At 52.6% G+C, this 18,417-nt stretch carries 13 protein-coding genes and 1 pseudogene; 8 read left to right on the forward strand and 6 right to left on the reverse strand.

Annotated elements, in window-relative coordinates; translation table 11 throughout:
- Nucleotides 1-18 precede the first annotated feature (18 nt).
- Nucleotides 19-1,710: an amidohydrolase gene (locus FDX19_RS04020; RefSeq protein ID WP_137381690.1), complete on the forward strand. Its 1,692-nt coding sequence runs from the start codon at nt 19-21 to the stop codon at nt 1,708-1,710.
- 55 nt (nt 1,711-1,765) lie between these two features.
- Here FDX19_RS04020 and chaA read toward each other — a convergent pair whose 3' ends face one another.
- On the reverse strand, nt 1,766-2,866 hold the full coding sequence (chaA, locus tag FDX19_RS04025; RefSeq protein WP_061068020.1) for a sodium-potassium/proton antiporter ChaA: 1,101 nt from the start codon (nt 2,864-2,866) through the stop codon (nt 1,766-1,768).
- A 403-nt stretch (nt 2,867-3,269) separates the two neighbouring features.
- Between chaA and FDX19_RS04030 the strand changes: the two genes are divergently transcribed.
- Nucleotides 3,270-3,965, forward strand: a complete 696-nt coding sequence (locus FDX19_RS04030) for a gamma-glutamylcyclotransferase (protein WP_101743259.1) — start codon at nt 3,270-3,272, stop codon at nt 3,963-3,965.
- A 60-nt stretch (nt 3,966-4,025) separates the two neighbouring features.
- Here FDX19_RS04030 and FDX19_RS04035 read toward each other — a convergent pair whose 3' ends face one another.
- Nucleotides 4,026-4,271 carry a DUF1883 domain-containing protein gene (locus tag FDX19_RS04035; protein WP_042318612.1) on the reverse strand — a complete coding sequence of 82 codons (246 nt, stop codon included), beginning with the start codon at nt 4,269-4,271 and terminating at the stop codon, nt 4,026-4,028.
- A 263-nt stretch (nt 4,272-4,534) separates the two neighbouring features.
- Complete coding sequence (locus tag FDX19_RS04040; RefSeq protein ID WP_137381691.1) at nt 4,535-4,888, reverse strand: DsrE/DsrF/TusD sulfur relay family protein; 354 nt, start codon at nt 4,886-4,888, stop codon at nt 4,535-4,537.
- A 223-nt stretch (nt 4,889-5,111) separates the two neighbouring features.
- On the opposite strand from FDX19_RS04040, the gene FDX19_RS04045 reads away from it, so the two are divergent.
- Entirely contained in the window at nt 5,112-6,497 is a 1,386-nt protein-coding gene (locus FDX19_RS04045; RefSeq protein ID WP_137381692.1) for a YchO/YchP family invasin, read from the forward strand.
- Nucleotides 6,498-6,508: 11 nt separating this feature from the next.
- Here the strand turns inward: FDX19_RS04045 and narL are convergent, their stop codons facing one another.
- Both narL and narX read right to left on the reverse strand, forming a co-directional pair.
- Nucleotides 6,509-7,159, reverse strand: coding sequence for a two-component system response regulator NarL (gene narL / locus FDX19_RS04050; RefSeq protein WP_061068018.1), 651 nt, complete (start codon nt 7,157-7,159; stop codon nt 6,509-6,511).
- Entirely contained in the window at nt 7,152-8,948 is a 1,797-nt protein-coding gene (gene narX, locus FDX19_RS04055; RefSeq protein ID WP_137381693.1) for a nitrate/nitrite two-component system sensor histidine kinase NarX, read from the reverse strand. The genes narL and narX overlap by 8 nt, the downstream gene beginning before the upstream one ends.
- A 339-nt stretch (nt 8,949-9,287) precedes the next feature.
- Between narX and FDX19_RS04060 the strand changes: the two genes are divergently transcribed.
- The 5 genes from FDX19_RS04060 (at nt 9,288) to narI (ending at nt 17,858) form a co-directional block, all read left to right on the forward strand.
- Nucleotides 9,288-10,679 (forward strand): NarK family nitrate/nitrite MFS transporter, encoded by a 1,392-nt coding sequence (locus FDX19_RS04060; protein WP_137381694.1) that lies wholly within the window; start codon nt 9,288-9,290, stop codon nt 10,677-10,679.
- 516 nt (nt 10,680-11,195) lie between these two features.
- A complete protein-coding gene (locus FDX19_RS04065) occupies nt 11,196-14,939 on the forward strand; it encodes a nitrate reductase subunit alpha (RefSeq protein WP_137381695.1) in 3,744 nt (1,247 codons plus the stop codon).
- Nucleotides 14,936-16,474 carry a nitrate reductase subunit beta gene (gene narH, locus FDX19_RS04070; protein ID WP_137381696.1) on the forward strand — a complete coding sequence of 513 codons (1,539 nt, stop codon included), beginning with the start codon at nt 14,936-14,938 and terminating at the stop codon, nt 16,472-16,474. The genes FDX19_RS04065 and narH overlap by 4 nt, the downstream gene beginning before the upstream one ends.
- Complete coding sequence (gene narJ, locus FDX19_RS04075; RefSeq protein WP_137381697.1) at nt 16,471-17,181, forward strand: nitrate reductase molybdenum cofactor assembly chaperone; 711 nt, start codon at nt 16,471-16,473, stop codon at nt 17,179-17,181. Before narH ends, narJ begins: the two co-directional genes overlap by 4 nt.
- Entirely contained in the window at nt 17,181-17,858 is a 678-nt protein-coding gene (gene narI, locus FDX19_RS04080; protein WP_045443634.1) for a respiratory nitrate reductase subunit gamma, read from the forward strand. Before narJ ends, narI begins: the two co-directional genes overlap by 1 nt.
- Nucleotides 17,859-18,063: 205 nt before the next feature.
- Here narI and mnmC read toward each other — a convergent pair.
- Nucleotides 18,064-18,294: pseudogene (gene mnmC, locus FDX19_RS04085) on the reverse strand (bifunctional tRNA (5-methylaminomethyl-2-thiouridine)(34)-methyltransferase MnmD/FAD-dependent 5-carboxymethylaminomethyl-2-thiouridine(34) oxidoreductase MnmC); the annotation flags it as partial.
- Nucleotides 18,295-18,417: the final 123 nt, after the last annotated feature.

Below are 18,417 nucleotides of genomic sequence, written 5' to 3' on the forward strand. Positions count from 1 at the left end.
CACAAAAGGAAGATAAACATGATGAGTAAAATGGGCCTTTGCTACAAAACGCCCCCTCCTGCGATGCGTAATATGGCACTGGCTGTAATGCTGATGGGGACATCCTCTTTGGCTTCTGCACAGGATAAGGCTGATGTTGTTTTGTATAACGGCCAGCTTATTACCATGGACGAACAACAGCCAAATGCGCAGGCTCTGGCGGTAAAAGGGCAACACATTATTGCTGTCGGAAATAATGAAGAGATTAAAAAATGGTCAGGGCAAAATACGCGAGAAATTAATCTTGCGGGTAAAACGGTGATCCCAGGATTAATTGATGCGCATCTGCATGGTATTCGCGCAGGAAGGACGTTCTCATTCGAAACCTACTGGTTTGATGCCAAAACGTTACCTGATGCCCTGAGCAAACTGTCGCAATCAGCAGAAGAGAAAAACGCGGCGCAGTGGGTGGCCGTGGTGGGATCATGGATACCTGAACAATTTGCCGAAAAGCGAGATCCAACCCTACAGGAACTTAATCAGGCGCTGCCTGCAAACCCTGCATATGTTCAGAGCCTTTATGACTATGCGTTGTTAAATCAACATGCTATTGATGCTCTCAAGCTGAACAGCCCTACGCCAGCTATCCCCGCCGGGATAGTTATAGAGCGTAACGATAAAGGTTTTGCCACGGGGAAATTACGCGGCACCATTGGCAGTTTTAACCAACTTTTCGCTCAGATCAGTCAGGATAATAATGTAGGAGAAAACCTCAACGCCTTTATTCACTATTTAAATAAACGGGGCGTCGTGGGTTTTATTGACCCTTCAGCTGGGCAAGAACAGGCCTATCGCGATTTCTTTAAATTACAGCAACAGCAGCCAATGAGGATGCGTGTCGGGTATCGCTTATCTGCACCGCCCGGTAATGAGGCCGAGTGGTTTAAACAGCGTCTGGCGTTTCGTCCGGCAGTGCATGATGATGGGAAAATATCCTTCTTAGGTTTTGGTGAAAGCCTGGTGCTGGAAATGAATGATGGCGTGCGGATGTCATCCGGATTTAGTTCATCGCCAGATGCCAAAAATGAACAATATAAGGTGTTACAGCTGGCGGCGCAGGAAGGTGTCCCCGTTGAAATACATGCTTATACCGATAATAGCGCAGACGCGATTTTGGATGTCATTAGCGAGGTGGCGAAATCGCATGATATTACCCAGCTTCGCTGGTCAATTGCCCATTTAAATACCGGTACGGCAGAGACGATAGCCCGGATGAAGCAATTAGGTTTAGCCTATTCCGTGCAGATGGGGCCGTATTTTGAATCTCCCGCCATTGAACGCGCTAATGGTAAAACCGTTGCAGCGCAGTCATCCCCCATTCAACCCGCACTGGAGCAAGGCGTGATCGTTGCCGGGGGGACGGATGCGACAAGAATAGGCGTTGCGGGTGTGTGGCATGCCATTGAATACCATGTGACGGGGAAAGCGCTCGACGGCTCTGTGCGTGATGAGCAACGCCGGGTCAGCCGGGAAGATGCGTTAAAAATGTATACGCTAAATGCCGCCTGGCTGGCATTTGCCGAACAGCAGAGAGGGAGTTTACGCGCTGGCAAGCTCGCTGATTTTGCCGTTCTGGATCAGGATATTCTGGCCGTTGCGGCAGATAAACTGCACCAGACACAAGCGCTATTAACGTTCGTGGATGGCCAACAGGTCTACCCAGAACAATAAGCATGGATAAAAAAACGGCCCTGCAAAGGGCCGTGGGTTGCACCTGAGTTGATTATCAGGCGAATATCGTCATCAGGTAGGCGATAAACAGTGCCAGATGCGCTGCACCGTTGAGCACATTGGTGCGTCCGGTGGAGAAGGAGATATGGCACAGCACCAGCGAAGAAACCATGACAATCATCTCTGGTGCGCCCAGCGCGAATACCAGGTCATTCCCTGTTGCCCACGCAATCAGTGTGACGACGGGTACGGTCAGTGAGATGGTGGCAAGTACGGAGCCGAAGAATAAATTCATCGCTCGCTGCACCTGATTGTTCAGTACCGCTTTCAATGCACCTAAACCCTCTGGGGAGAGAATAAGCAACGCCACCAGGAAACCGGTAAATGCCACGGGTGCATTCAGCTCAGTGAGTAACGTCTCCAGCGGATTGGCGTTCATTTTGGTGACGGCAATAACGGCAATCAAATGGATGACAAGCCAGGCGGCGTGCCACAGATTGCTGTGCGCTGAAGGTTTACCGTGATGTGGGTCGTCGCCGTCCCCCTCATCTTCATGCTCGTAAATGAACAGGCTCTGGTGTGTTTTGGTCTGGATCAGCAAAAATACACCGTACATTGCTGCTGAAATTAAGGCTACCAGCAGTGCCTGCGCGGTGGTGAAATTCGCTCCCGGTAATGCCATCGGGAATACCAGCACGATAATGGCCAGCGGGAATAGCGCAATTAAATACTGCTTAATACCGAACAGGTTCATATACTGGGTAGCAAATTTGCGGCCACCCAACAGTAATGAAAACCCGACCAGCCCACCGGTGACGATCATAATGATGGAATAGAGCGTATCGCGCATTAGCGTGGGCGCGGCGTCACCGGTTGCCATTAATGCGGAAATTAAACTGACTTCGAGAATAACCACCGAAAGGCTGAGAATCAGCGAGCCATAGGGTTCACCAAGTCGGTGAGCTAATACGTCTGCATGACGGACAACGCTGAATGCGCTACTTAATATACCAATAAGGGCTAGTGCGTTAATGCCGATGACCACTGGTAGTGACTGACTGCTCCCCCAAAAGAACAGTACTACCAGCGCCAAAATCGGAAAGGCGAGTGAGGTCTCCTTGTGGCGGGTTTTTACCGCCTCATGTGCATGTGTCATGTCATTAATTCTCCATCTCTGCAGGTGCTTATAATTATAAATGTATTAAAGAATGTAAAAAATAACAGATCTTTCGGTATTTCCGATCTGATTTTACGTAATTTTACGGCATGGACCATTTTTTGCATCAAAGCGAACAAAATGGTGTGTCTTGTTTAGAGAGCATTTAAATAACAAGATGTTAGGTTTCTGAATCAATCAAAATATCACACGATGGTATGCTAACGGTCGCGCCATACCGGGACATAAAAAGAGGATATAAAGTGCCGTTGAGCCTTTGTTGCCTTGCATGCAGTCGGTGAATTGCCTATTGTCCTGGTATTGGTTTCAAAATGAGCAGTAAAAAAGCCTGGAAGGCGTCAAAAAAGTTGTCGCAGGGAAGTTGCAGTGGCGGAGGTGTAAGGTGTTAACGCGTGATTTTTTATTGAATGCTGACTGTAAGACGGCATTTGGTGATATTGAAGAATCACTACTCTGGTCGGCGGAACAACGGGCAGCCTCACTGGCCGCCACGCTTGCCTGCCGTCCAGATGATGGACCGGTGTGGATCTTTGGTTATGGATCGTTGATGTGGAACCCGGCGTTAGAGTTTGAAGAGTCCTGTACCGGGACGTTAGTCGGCTGGCATCGCGCATTTTGTTTACGCCTGACGGCAGGGCGAGGAACGGCGTGTCAGCCGGGACGCATGTTGGCCCTGAAAGAGGGGGGGCGTACTACGGGTGTGGCATACCGTTTACCGGATGCATCACTGGAGCAAGAGCTGTCCCTGCTGTGGAAGCGTGAAATGATCACGGGTTGCTACCTGCCAACCTGGTGTCAGCTCACGCTGGATGATGGCCGAACGGTGAGTGCGCTGGTCTTTATTATGGATCCGCGACATCCATTGTTTGAGTCCGATACCCGTGCTCAGGTTATCGCGCCGCTTATTGCTTCTGCCAGTGGGCCATTGGGAACCAACGCGCAATATCTGTTCTCGCTGGAACAGGAATTGGTGAAGTTGGGGATGCAGGATGACTGTCTTAACGATTTGGTGATTACGGTCAAAAGATTGTTGGGAGAGAACCTGCCGGAAGGCGTCATGCGACCCGGATTTGCCTAAGCGTTGCCGGGTTATCTGTTGTGTGCCCGATAAGCGTAGCTGCTTTCGGGCATTACATCATCAGGCTGCAATATAACTGATTGAATGCTCCAGAGACTGGCTGTGGCTGTCGATCAGCACGTTCCAGACGCCGGTATACGGTACGGTCAGCCATGCGTTATCACGATTCTGCACGCTCAAAATGTCGGTCTGCGTGTCTTTGACGTGATTTTTCTCGCTCATCAGATGGATGTGACAACGCTCCGAACAGCGTACCACCACCGTATCGCCACCAAATAATTTCAAACTTGCCTTCACTAATGCCATTTTACACCCCGTTCTTGAAAACAACGTACTTTCTGTCGAAAGTGCTGCGTGATGTTGTTCACATTTCACTCATTGCATAACACCAAAGGGGAGGGGGCAGGATGCTGATTTTGATCAAAAAATGGCATAACGATTAAACAAAAATGACAAAATCCCTTAAAAGGGTTGAAAGGGCGAGCTTACGTTTAACGAAACCGCGCCCATCTGAGATTAAATCGGGAAATTTCCGGCACTTTCAGTACGCTTGTCTGAAAGGGTTGGCATCAGAAGGTCAAAACCTTATCTGCTGCCAGCGTCCACTGAGCCAGTTCCACCAGCGTACCGACTTCAACGCCATCAATTAGCGGCAGGGCGGTGATCCCGCGGCCATCGGTACAGGTTTTGCAGAGTTTTACCGGAACGTTTTGTGCTGTCAGGATTTCCAGCATTTGCTGAATATTATAACCTTCTGCGGGTTTCTGCCCGCGCAGCCCTGCAGTGACGGCATCCGACATTAAAAACAGACGCAGGTCGAGGCTGCCCTCCTGCTCGCGCAGAGCGATGGCCAGACGCAGACTGTTGAATAACGACTCGCTTCCATAGGCTGCACCGTTCGCGATGATCACTATCTTTTGCATTTTGACTCCTGTTGTCGAATGGGAGGGATAATTACCAGCGGCTATGTTACTCCGTGTTGTCTGCTGTGGAAAATGACGGAGGGGTAAATCGGTAAGTACCCCTTTTTTTCCGGGTCAGAATAGCCTGAAAACGGGGAAAAGGGCTGTAAATCAGGGCTGAAGGCGTTATGGTTTAGGTTAAGTACTACGCCATAATTTATTGATGTAAGAAACAACTGACGATTTGAGCCGTTATTATCACGCTTTTTGTGCTGTATTCACACTCTTGCTGCTGGCAGGAGGTACTGCCAGTGCGCAGTCTTCCTTCATGCAGCGCGCTGAAAACCCTTTCGATAACAACAATGATGGCTTGCCAGACCTCGGTATGGCGCCAGAATCCCGCGCGGGCGAAAAACAGTTTGCTGAAGTGGTCAAAGCCTTTGGTGAAGCCAGCATGATCGATAACGGACTTGATACTGGCGAGCAAGCCAAACAGTTTGCATTTGGTCAGGTTCGCGACACGGTCAGTGAGCAGGTAAATCAACAGATTGAATCCTGGCTTTCTCCGTGGGGGAATGCCAGCGTTGGGCTGCAGGTGGATAATGAAGGCAGCTTTACCGGCAGTCGGGGAAGCTGGTTTATTCCGTGGCAGGATAATCAACGCTTTCTGACCTGGAGTCAGTTGGGGCTTACCCAACGTGACGAAGGGTTGGTGAGTAATGCGGGGATTGGACAACGCTGGGTACGCGACGGTTGGTTGCTGGGCTACAACACCTTTTACGATAACCTGCTGGATGAGAATCTGCCGCGCGGCGGGTTTGGCGCCGAGGCGTGGGGAGAGTATCTGCGGCTATCCGCCAACTACTACCAGCCGTTTTCCTCGTGGCAGAATCGTTCTTCAACACAGGAACAAAGGATGGCGCGGGGCTACGACCTTACCGCGTTGATGCGGCTACCCTTTTATGAGCATCTCAATACCAGCGTCAGCGTCGAGCAATATTTTGGCGATCGGGTAGACCTTTTCCACTCGGGAACGGGCTACCGCAACCCGGTGGCGGTAAATCTGGGACTAAGCTATACGCCAGTGCCGTTGATTACGGTGACCGCGCAGCATAAACAGGGCGAAAGCGGGATAAGCCAGAATAATCTGGGATTGACCCTCAATTATCGTTTTGGCGTTCCGCTAAAAAAACAGTTAATGGTGAGTGAAGTCGCAAGCAGCCGATCGCTGCACGGGAGTCGTTATGACGATCCTCAACGTAATAGCGTGCCAACGCTGGAGTATCGCCAGCGTAAAACCTTATCTGTATTTCTGACGACACCGCCGTGGGATCTGAAACCCGGCGAGACGGTAGCGCTGAAATTACAGGTGCGTAGTCAGTACGGCATTCGTCATCTGACATGGCAGGGAGACACGCAAGCATTGAGTTTAACGGCCGGGAGTCATCCTCGCAGAGCGCAAGGCTGGACGATTATTATGCCGAAGTGGGATAGCAGTGAAGGAGCAACCAACCGTTGGCGGCTGTCCGTCGTCGTGGAAGATGAGCAGGGCCAGCGTGTCTCTTCCAATGAGATCACGCTATCACTGACCGAACCGTTTAATACCGTTTCGGGAAATGATCCTCGCTAATACTCGCGTTATCAGAAGATGCGTTCCTGGTGCACCCATACCGCGGCTTCAACGCGTGATTTAAGCTTCATTTTCTTCAGCATATGCTTCACATGCACTTTTACCGTGCTTTCGGTGATGTCGAGGCGGCGCGCAATCATCTTGTTAGGCAGCCCCTGGGCGATGAGCTTCAGAATATCGCGTTCACGCGGCGTCAACTGAGTTACATCACGATCGGAGGTCGCACGGTTAGCGCGCAGGCTGGCGGCCAGAACCGGGGTTAAGGCTTCGCTCAGTACCATTTCGCCGGCGGCTGCCTGTTGCAACGCTTTCAGTAGATCTTCTGGCTCCATGTCTTTCAACAGATAGCCGTCAGCACCGCGTTTCAGGGCGGTCACTACGTCTTCTTCATGGTTGGAAACACTGAAAACGACGATGCGTCCGGACAGAGATTTCTCGCGTAGCTTATCAAGCGTTTCCAGGCCGTTCATACCCGGCATGTTGAGATCTAACAGGATCAGATCGGGATCAAGGGATTCAGCCAGCTCGATACCCTGCTCGCCATTACTGGCTTCGCCGACCACGGTGATATCGGACGCCATGCTGACAAGCTGTTTTACACCGGTGCGCAGCATCGGATGATCGTCGATCAACAGGATGGTTGCCGGTTCCAGATTACTCATGGGTATCTCCTTGGACTTCTGTGAAGTTTGTTTCGGGAATAAAAGTGACAGCAACTTCGGTACCGCCTGTCTCGCGACGGCGTACACGGCAATCGCCGCGCAAGCTCTGCGCACGGTCGCGCATTATAATCATGCCGTAGTGGTTACTGCGTTCGGCGTTTTCCGGTACGCCGCAGCCGTTATCTTGCACGGTCAGTTTGACCTGTTTGCCATTTTGCACCACCGTCACGATTACTTCATTGGCCTGAGAGTGTTTAAGTGCGTTACTCAGTGCCTCACGGGCAATCTGCAGCAGGTGGATCGCCTGATGTGAAGGGACCAGGCGCGGCGGCAGCTGATAATCCAGCTTCACCGTAAAACCAAAGCGAGCGCTGTATTCCTGGCAACTGGCTTCCAGCGCAGGCCGCAACCCAGGCTCAGTCAACTGCAAACGGAAGGTGGTCAACAATTCACGTAGCTGTGCCCAGGAGGCGTTCAGCTCGTTACGAATCTGACTTAGCAACTCACGACTGTTTTCCGGGAGCGCGTCGCCCTGCATCTGCAAACAGCTGACCTGCATCTTCATACAGGAGAGCGATTGTGCAATAGAATCATGGAGTTCGCGAGCAATGGTGGCACGCTCTTCCATCACGATCAACTGCTGCTGACGTTCCTGGTGTCTGTCCAGCGCCAGTGTTGCGGTGAGTTGTTCAACCAGAGTATCGACCAGTTGCTGCTGATCGTGACTGAGATGACGCCCGTACGGCAAGGTGGCGAGCAGAATACCGTACTGGGTATGCGCATCGGTCAGCCGCCATTTCAGCGTAGTGCCACCTTCAATGGCGGGCAGCGTGCCTCGTGGGCACAGATGACAACCTTTTTCATCGCAACTGGCATTCGACTGACAGGTAAATTCCTGATGATTATCTTCATCTTCCAGGTCATAAACCCGCAACTCAATATCGTGCAGCAGCGTTAAATTTTGCAACCCATTGAGTACCGGTGAAAGCCGCTCACACAACGGTATTTGTGAGTGCAGACGGCGGTTGGCTTGCCACAGAAAAGAGAGGATCTGGTTTTTATGTTCCAGACCTGCCGTTTTTTCCTGCACCCGCTGTTCCAGTACGGCGTAACTTTCGGCCAGTTCTTCGGACATATTGTTCAGCGCCGAACCCAGTGCCGCCATCTCATTACGTCCGCTGATATGCGCACGTTGCGTAAAATCACGCTGGCTGACGGCGCGCGCCATCGCCAGTAGTTGTTTCCATGGCTGCAACAGACGTACGCGCAGCCAGATAATCGTAAAGACCAACAGCAGAGCCATAAATACTGCCATCAGGCGATGCAGCATAACGACGCGTTCAATACGCAACTCCGTGGTATGGTCAAAGGCGGTAACCAGCTTATCCAGTCCGGTCACAAAGCGTGAAACGTCGTCGGCCACCGCATTACCCGTTTGTGCATGTTTCAGCCCTGGTGCCAGTTCGGTGTGCCAGTAATCCTGCAATGCCTTTAACTGGGCCTGCTGGCCGTCGCGTTTTGCGGCGCGAGTCAGTTCAGGGCTAAACGCTGTTTGTTCCATTTCATCCAGCAGCGGTTGATCGCTGGCATCCAGCGGTACGGCAGCCAGCAAACGGTAGCTCTGCATACGTAGCGAGCCGGCTTTATTGATTGCGTGAGCGCTACCCTGAATGCCTTGTACCAGCCAACCGGAGACAGCCATACCCGCCACGCCAAGCGCGGTAGACAGTAAAACAATCAGCGCCACCTGGTTAACCAGCGTAAGCGGGGAAAGACAACGTTTAAACATGTGACTTCTTCCTTCGGGTTTTCAGTGCGCAGAAAACCTTATTGAATGACGATTCTGCTGCAGGCAGTGCCGCTATTCTCAGCGATACACTGGAGTATACCCATACCTCAAACGGGCTACCCCTTAATTGCCGGCGGGGGAAGAGATCCCGGACGTCGGGGAGTAGGGTGCGACAGAAGCGTGAAAAACCACATCTTTTTTACCGAAGTTATGTACTCATTTAGGGTAATGATAAATTTTAGACGTTAATAATGACACCTTTTCCTTTGATTTATATCAACTTACCCCCGGCTGTAAACCCTAATGTTGCAGGCATCGAAACAAGTATCAGAGGTGTCTATGAGTCACTCATCTGCCCCGGAAAGGGCATCTGGATCTGTAATTACAGAATGGCGGCCGGAAGATCCCGCCTTTTGGCAACAAAGAGGTCATCGTATTGCCAGCCGCAACCTGTGGATTTCCGTCCCTTGTCTGCTGCTGGCATTTTGCGTATGGATGTTATTTAGCGCCGTGGCGGTGAACTTACCGAAGGTTGGCTTCAACTTTACCACCGAGCAGCTGTTTATGCTGACGGCATTACCGTCGGTTTCCGGCGCGCTGCTGCGCGTCCCGTACTCCTTTATGGTTCCTCTGTTCGGCGGTCGTCGCTGGACGGCATTCAGCACCGGTATCCTGATAATCCCCTGCGTCTGGTTAGGCTTTGCGGTGCAGGATACCACCACGCCGTTCAGTACCTTTATTATTATCTCCCTGCTGTGCGGCTTTGCCGGGGCAAACTTTGCCTCCAGTATGGCGAACATCAGTTTCTTCTTCCCGAAACAGAAACAGGGCGGTGCGCTGGGCCTGAACGGTGGTTTGGGTAACATGGGTGTCAGCGTGATGCAGTTGGTTGCGCCGCTGGTGGTCTCCTTGTCCATCTTCGCCGCTTTTGGCAGCCACGGCGTTGAACAACCGGATGGCTCGCAGCTGTATCTGGCCAACGCGGCGTGGATTTGGGTGCCGTTCCTGGCGGTGATGACGCTGGCGGCATGGTTTGGTATGAACGAACTGGCGACCTCTAAAGCGTCGCTGAAAGAGCAGTTACCGGTGCTGAAACGCGGGCATCTGTGGATTATGAGCTTGCTGTATCTGGCAACCTTCGGCTCCTTTATCGGCTTCTCCGCAGGTTTCGCGATGCTGTCAAAAACGCAGTTCCCGGACGTGCAGATCCTGCATTACGCCTTCTTTGGCCCGCTGATTGGCGCACTGGCGCGTTCTGCCGGGGGAGCAATCTCCGACCGTCTGGGCGGGACACGCGTGACATTGGTTAACTTCGTGTTGATGGCCGTCTTCAGCGCCTTACTGTTCCTGACCCTGCCAACCGATGGGGTAGGTGGTAACTTTATTGCCTTCTTCGCGGTATTCCTGGCACTGTTCCTGACGGCTGGTCTGGGTAGTGGCTCAACCTTCCAGATGATCTCTGTCATCTTCCGTAAGCTGACAATGGACAGGGTGAAAGCGGAAGGCGGTTCTGAAGAGAAAGCGATGCGTGAGGCAGCGACTGACACAGCAGCGGCGCTGGGCTTTATCTCAGCGATTGGCGCGATTGGCGGCTTCTTTATTCCGAAAGCGTTTGGTACGTCTTTGGCATTAACGGGCTCGCCGGTTGATGCGATGAAAGTGTTCCTGATCTTCTATGTCGCCTGCGTGGTTATCACCTGGGTGGTATACGGACGTCATTCTAAAAAATAAAAAAGTTGTATACACAAAATCCTTCGAGCTGCATCAAGGCAGGCAAGTGAGAAATCCCCAGGAACTTACTGAAGTGAGTGACTGGGGAGAACGAGCGCAGCCAACGCAGAAGCAGTTTAAAGGATGAAGTGTAGGTTGATTATCCATTGCGCGGTGTTAGACCGCGCTTTTTTTTGCCTGGAATTAGTTACAACATACTTTTGTATTGTGACATGACAACAGCCTGTGAGAGTAGCGCTCGGAATATGCTAAGCAGGGGGGATACCCCTTAATACCCACTTGTAAAGAATTTAACATTTGCACGAGAAGTTGTTTTGGAAATCCATATATAAATCAATAAATTATATTTAATATCAGCATCCTACTTAAGGGGTATACGAAAATTAACCACCTATTTTCATCCCTGTCTGCCTTGATCGTTATCAATTATCACGCCCTTTCAGAGCGTTACCTTCACTCCCAATCAAGCAATGTCGATTTATCAGAGAGCCGTCAGGCTCCTACAGGAGAAAACCGATGAGTAAATTCCTGGACCGGTTTCGCTACTTCAAACAGAAGGGCGAAACCTTTGCCGATGGGCACGGCCAGCTTCTCAACACCAACAGGGACTGGGAGGATGGATACCGCCAGCGTTGGCAGCATGACAAAGTCGTGCGTTCAACCCACGGCGTAAACTGCACCGGCTCATGCAGCTGGAAAATCTACGTGAAAAATGGTCTGGTAACTTGGGAAACCCAGCAAACGGACTACCCGCGTACTCGTCCTGATCTGCCAAACCACGAACCTCGCGGCTGCCCGCGTGGTGCGAGCTATTCCTGGTATCTCTACAGCGCTAACCGCCTCAAATATCCGCTTATGCGCAAACGTCTGATGAAGATGTGGCGTGAAGCGAAAAGACTGCACAGCGATCCCGTTGACGCCTGGGCCTCCATCATCGAAGACGCCGATAAAGCAAAAAGCTTTAAACAAGCGCGTGGTCGTGGCGGGTTTGTCCGTTCTTCCTGGCAGGAAGTCAACGAACTGATTGCGGCATCTAACGTCTATACCGTGAAAACCTATGGTCCTGACCGCGTGGCGGGTTTCTCACCGATCCCGGCAATGTCGATGGTTTCTTATGCTTCCGGTGCTCGTTACCTGTCACTGATTGGCGGTACCTGCCTGAGCTTCTACGACTGGTACTGCGACCTGCCGCCTGCCTCTCCGCAGACCTGGGGCGAACAGACTGACGTACCGGAATCTGCTGACTGGTACAACTCCAGCTACATCATTGCCTGGGGTTCTAACGTACCGCAGACCCGTACCCCGGATGCGCACTTCTTCACAGAAGTTCGCTACAAAGGCACCAAAACTGTCGCGATTACGCCGGACTACGCAGAAATCGCCAAGCTTTGCGACCTGTGGCTGGCACCGAAGCAGGGGACTGATGCCGCAATGGCGCTGGCGATGGGCCACGTTATGCTGCGTGAGTTCCATCTCGACAACCCAAGCCAGTACTTTACCGACTACGTGCGTCGTTACACCGACTTCCCGATGCTGGTGATGCTCGAAGAGCGTGACGGTTACTATGCCGCCGGTCGTATGCTGCGTGCGGCGGATTTGGTCGATTCTCTGGGCCAGGAAAACAACCCGGAATGGAAAACTGTCGCGATTAACAGCAACGGCGAGATGGTTGCGCCGAACGGTTCAATCGGTTTCCGCTGGGGCGAAAAAGGTAAATGGAACCTGGAGCAGCGCGACGGTACGTCTGGTGCCGAAACGGAACTGCAACTTAGCCTGCTGGGTAGCCAGGATGATATCGCGGAAGTCGGTTTCCCGTACTTCGGTGGCGAAGGAACTGAACATTTCAATAAAGTCGAACTGGAAAACGTTCTGCTGCATAAACTACCGGTTAAACGACTCCAGTTGGCCGATGGCTCTACGGCGCTGGTGACCACCGTTTACGATCTGACCATGGCTAACTACGGCCTTGAGCGTGGTCTGAATGATGAAAACTGCGCGACCAGCTACGATGACGTAAAAGCGTATACCCCTGCGTGGGCAGAAAAAATCACCGGTGTTTCACGTTCTCAAATTGTGCGTATTGCCCGTGAATTTGCTGATAACGCCGATAAAACCCACGGACGTTCGATGATCATCGTCGGTGCGGGTCTGAACCACTGGTATCACCTCGATATGAACTATCGCGGCCTGATCAACATGCTGATTTTCTGCGGCTGTGTCGGTCAGAGCGGCGGCGGCTGGGCCCACTATGTAGGCCAGGAAAAACTGCGTCCACAGACCGGCTGGCAGCCACTGGCGTTTGCGCTTGACTGGCAGCGTCCTGCGCGTCACATGAACAGTACGTCCTACTTCTATAACCACTCCAGCCAGTGGCGCTATGAGACGGTTACGGCACAGGAACTGCTGTCGCCGATGGCGGATAAATCCCGCTATAGCGGTCATCTGATCGACTTCAACGTGCGCGCCGAGCGTATGGGCTGGTTGCCGTCCGCACCGCAGTTGGGGACTAACCCGCTGTACATTGCGCGTGAGGCGGAAAAAGCGGGGATGACACCCGTCGATTACACCGTTAAATCGCTGAAGGACGGTTCTATTCGCTTTGCGGCAGAACAACCAGAAAACGGTAAAAACCATCCACGCAACCTGTTTATCTGGCGCTCTAATTTGCTGGGCTCATCCGGTAAAGGTCATGAATACATGCTGAAGTATCTGCTGGGTACTGAGCACGGTATTCAGGGATTGGATCTGGGTAAACAGGGCGGCGTGAAACCAGAAGAAGTGGAATGGCAGGATAATGGTCTCGACGGCAAGCTGGATCTGGTGGTGACGCTGGACTTCCGTCTGTCGAGCACCTGCCTGTATTCCGACATCGTGCTGCCAACGGCCACCTGGTATGAAAAAGACGACATGAATACCTCGGATATGCATCCGTTTATTCATCCGCTGTCTGCTGCTGTTGACCCGGCCTGGGAATCGAAAAGCGACTGGGAAATCTACAAAGCCATCGCCAAGAAATTCTCTGAAGTTTGTGTCGGTCACCTTGGTAAAGAAACCGACGTGGTGACACTGCCTATCCAGCACGACTCTGCTGCTGAACTGGCGCAGCCGCTGGACGTGAAAGACTGGAAAAAAGGCGAATGCGACCTGATCCCTGGCGTCACCGCACCGCACATCATGACCGTTGAGCGTGATTACCCGGCAACTTACGAGCGCTTCACCTCTATCGGCCCGTTGATGGACAAAGTCGGTAACGGTGGTAAAGGGATTGCCTGGAATACTCAGAGCGAAATGGATCTGCTGCGTAAGCTCAATTACACCAAGGCAGAAGGTCCGGCGAAAGGCCAGCCTTGTCTTAATACAGCCATTGATGCCGCTGAGATGATCCTGACGCTGGCTCCGGAAACGAATGGCCAGGTCGCCGTCAAAGCCTGGGCTGCGCTGAGTGAATTTACCGGCCGTGACCATACGCATCTGGCACTGAACAAAGAAGACGAGAAGATTCGCTTCCGTGATATTCAGGCGCAACCGCGCAAAATCATCTCCAGCCCGACCTGGTCAGGTCTGGAAGATGAACACGTTTCTTATAACGCCGGTTACACCAACGTTCATGAGCTAATCCCATGGCGCACGCTGTCTGGTCGCCAGCAGTTGTATCAGGATCACCAGTGGATGCGTGACTTCGGCGAAAGCCTGCTGGTCTATCGTCCGCCAATCGACACCCGTTCGGTGAAAGAGGTGATGGGCGAGAAGTCTAATGGCAACCCAGAAAAAGCGCTCAACTTCCTGACGCCACACCAGAAGTGGGGTATCCACTCTACCTACAGTGACAACCTGCTGATGCTGACGTTAGGTCGCGGCGGTCCGATTGTGTGGATGAGTGAAGCCGATGCGAAAGATTTGGGCATCGAAGATAACGACTGGATCGAAGTTTTCAACAGCAACGGTGCCTTAACTGCCCGTGCCGTTGTCAGCCAACGTGTGCCGGCCGGTATGACCATGATGTACCACGCGCAGGAACGTATTGTGAACCTGCCTGGTTCAGAAATTACCCAGCAGCGTGGTGGGATCCATAACTCGGTAACGCGTATTACGCCGAAACCGACCCACATGATCGGTGGCTATGCACATCTGGCCTACGGCTTTAACTACTACGGCACCGTAGGGTCGAACCGTGATGAGTTCGTTGTGGTACGTAAGATGAAGAACATTGACTGGTTGGATGGTGAAGGCAATGACCAGGTACAGGAGAGCGTAAAATGAAAATTCGTTCACAAGTCGGCATGGTGCTGAATCTCGATAAGTGCATCGGTTGCCACACCTGTTCAGTAACCTGCAAAAACGTCTGGACCAGCCGTGAAGGTGCCGAATATGCCTGGTTCAACAACGTTGAAACGAAGCCAGGAACGGGCTTCCCGACTGACTGGGAAAACCAGGAAAAATGGAAGGGCGGTTGGATCCGTAAAATCAACGGCAAGCTGGTGCCGCGCATGGGTAACAAAGCGCTGCTGCTGGGTAAAATCTTTGCTAACCCGCATCTGCCGGGCATTGATGATTACTACGAGCCGTTTGATTTCGACTACCAGACGCTGCACAACGCGCCCGCTGATAGCAAGGCGCAGCCGATCGCCCGTCCGCGCTCGCTGATTACCGGTCAGCGTATGGACAAAATCACCAAAGGTCCGAACTGGGAAGATGACCTGGGCGGTGAGTTTGAGAAGCTGGCGAAAGACCAGAACTTCGAAAATATGCAGAAGGCGATGTACGGGCAGTTTGAAAACACCTTCATGATGTATCTGCCGCGGCTGTGCGAGCACTGTCTGAACCCGGCGTGCGTGGCGACCTGCCCGAGCGGTGCCATCTACAAGCGGGAAGAAGATGGCATCGTGCTGATCGATCAGGACAAATGCCGCGGCTGGCGTATGTGCATCACCGGGTGTCCGTACAAGAAGATCTACTTCAACTGGAAGAGCGGTAAATCTGAGAAGTGCATCTTCTGCTATCCGCGTATCGAAGCGGGCCAACCGACGGTATGTTCTGAAACCTGTGTGGGTCGTATCCGTTATCTCGGCGTGTTGCTGTATGACGCCGATGCGATTGAAAGCGCTGCCAGCACCGAGAACGAGAAGGATCTGTATCAGAGTCAGCTGGACGTATTCCTCGATCCAAACGATCCGGCAGTGATTGAACAGGCACTGAAAGATGGCATTCCGCTGAGTGTAATCGACGCGGCCCAGCAGTCGCCGGTATACAAAATGGCAATGGACTGGAAGCTGGCGCTGCCGCTGCATCCGGAATACCGCACGTTGCCGATGGTCTGGTATGTACCACCATTGTCTCCGATTCAGTCCGCTGCTGATGCGGGTGAACTGGGTAGCAACGGTATTCTGCCAGACGTGGACAGCCTGCGTATCCCGGTTCAGTACCTGGCGAACCTGCTGACTGCGGGTGATACCCAGCCGGTACTGCGGGCGCTGAAACGTATGCTGGCGATGCGTCACTACAAACGCGCAGAAACCGTAGACGGTAAAGTCGATACCCGCGCGCTGGAAGAGGTCGGGCTGACCGAAGCTCAGGCACAAGAGATGTATCGTTACCTGGCGATTGCTAACTATGAAGATCGTTTTGTGATCCCGAGCAGCCATCGCGAACTGGCGCGTGAAGCATTCCCGGAGAAAAGTGGTTGTGGTTTCACCTTCGGTGATGGTTGCCACGGTTCTGATACGAAATTCAATCTGTTCAACAGTCGCCGCATCGATGCTGTCGATGTGACCAGCAAAACGGAGCCGCACCAATGATTGAGCTTGTCATTGTTTCGCGTCTGCTCGAGTACCCGGATGCTGCCTTGTGGCAGCATCAGCAGGAACTTTTCGATGCACTCGCGTCATCTGAAAACCTGGACAAAGAGGATGCCCAGACGCTGGGCGTTTTCCTGCGCGATTTAACTGCGCAGGATATGCTGGATGCGCAGGCAAGCTATAGCGAACTGTTCGACCGTGGTCGGGCGACGTCACTATTGCTGTTTGAACATGTTCACGGTGAATCCCGCGATCGCGGCCAGGCGATGGTTGACCTGATGGCTCAGTATGAGCAGCACGGACTACAACTCGATAGCCGCGAATTGCCTGATCACTTGCCGCTGTATCTGGAATATCTCGCACAGTTGCCAAAAAGCGAAGCGTTAGGTGGCTTGCAGGATATCGCCCCGATTCTGGCGCTGCTCAGTGCGCGTCTGCAACAGCGCGAAAGCCGTTACGCGGTGCTGTTCGATCTGCTGTTAAAACTGGCGAATACCGCTATCGACAGCGACAAAGTGGCCGAAAAAATTGCGGATGAAGTTCGTGACGACACACCGCAGGCACTGGATGCTGTTTGGGAAGAAGAACAGGTGAAATTCTTTGCCGACCAGGGATGTGGTGAGTCTGAAATTTCTGCTCATCAACGTCGTTTTGCCGGGGCCGTTGCGCCGCAGTACCTGAACATCACCACCGGAGGACAGCACTAATGCACTTCCTGAATACGTTCTTCTTTGACATCTATCCGTATATCGCGGGTTCTGTCTTTCTGATTGGCAGCTGGTTACGCTACGACTACGGTCAGTATACCTGGCGTGCGGCTTCCAGCCAGATGCTGGATCGCAAAGGGATGAACCTTGCGTCAAACCTGTTTCACATTGGGATCCTCGGCATCTTCGCGGGTCATTTCCTGGGGATGCTGACGCCGCACTGGATGTACGAAGCGTGGTTACCGCTTGAAGTGAAGCAAAAGATGGCGATGTTTGCCGGTGGTGCCAGTGGTGTGATGTGCCTGGTGGGGGGCGTGCTGCTGCTGAAACGTCGTCTGTTCAGTCCGCGCGTGCGTGCAACGACCACGGGTGCCGATATTCTGGTGCTGTCTGTTCTGGTTATTCAGTGTGCGCTGGGTCTGCTGACCATTCCGTTCTCGGCTCAGCATATGGACGGTAGCGAAATGATGAAGCTGGTGAACTGGGCGCAATCAGTGGTGACCTTCCACGGTGGGGCGTCTCAGTATCTGGATGGTGTGGCATTCATTTTCCGCATGCACCTGGTATTAGGTATGACGCTGTTCCTGCTGTTCCCGTTCTCGCGTCTGGTACATATCTGGAGCGTGCCAGTCGAGTATCTGACACGTAAATATCAGATTGTGCGCGCCCGTCATTAATTTCGCGTTGTAACGCACCAAACCCCGCTTCGGCGGGGTTTTTTATGCCTGTTCGCCGGATGGCGGCGTAACCGCCTTATCCGGCCTACGCGGACACCAGCTCTCTGTCGGCCTGATAAGCGAATTGCACCGCAGGTGTCAGTGATGTTTGTAGGCCTGATAAGCGTAGCGCATCAAGGCCATGACGAGAGGGCATCCCATCCTTTTATTTCACCGCTTTACCCTTCAATAACTTCCTGACCCACAGACGATTTGGATTTAGCGCCGCCAGCGTGCTGGCATCCATGGGAATCGGTTCATTGCTCATTTGCGACGCCAGAATTTCTGCACACAGCGGGGCAGTACACAGCCCGCGCGATCCCAGCGCACCCAGCATAAATAAATCGGAATAAACCGGCGCGCTTACGGCGTGCTCTTTGTCTGCAGCAAGTGTGCTCGAATCGAACCTTAATCGAAGCTTCTCATCCTTTCCGCATGGGCAGAATATGGGACATTGCGTTGACTCAGCGCTACGCGCTTCGCCCTTCGGGTCGTTGCCTGCGGCAACGCTTTCTCGCTA

Source organism: Citrobacter sp. wls619 (assembly GCF_005281345.1).
Taxonomy (GTDB): domain Bacteria; phylum Pseudomonadota; class Gammaproteobacteria; order Enterobacterales; family Enterobacteriaceae; genus Citrobacter.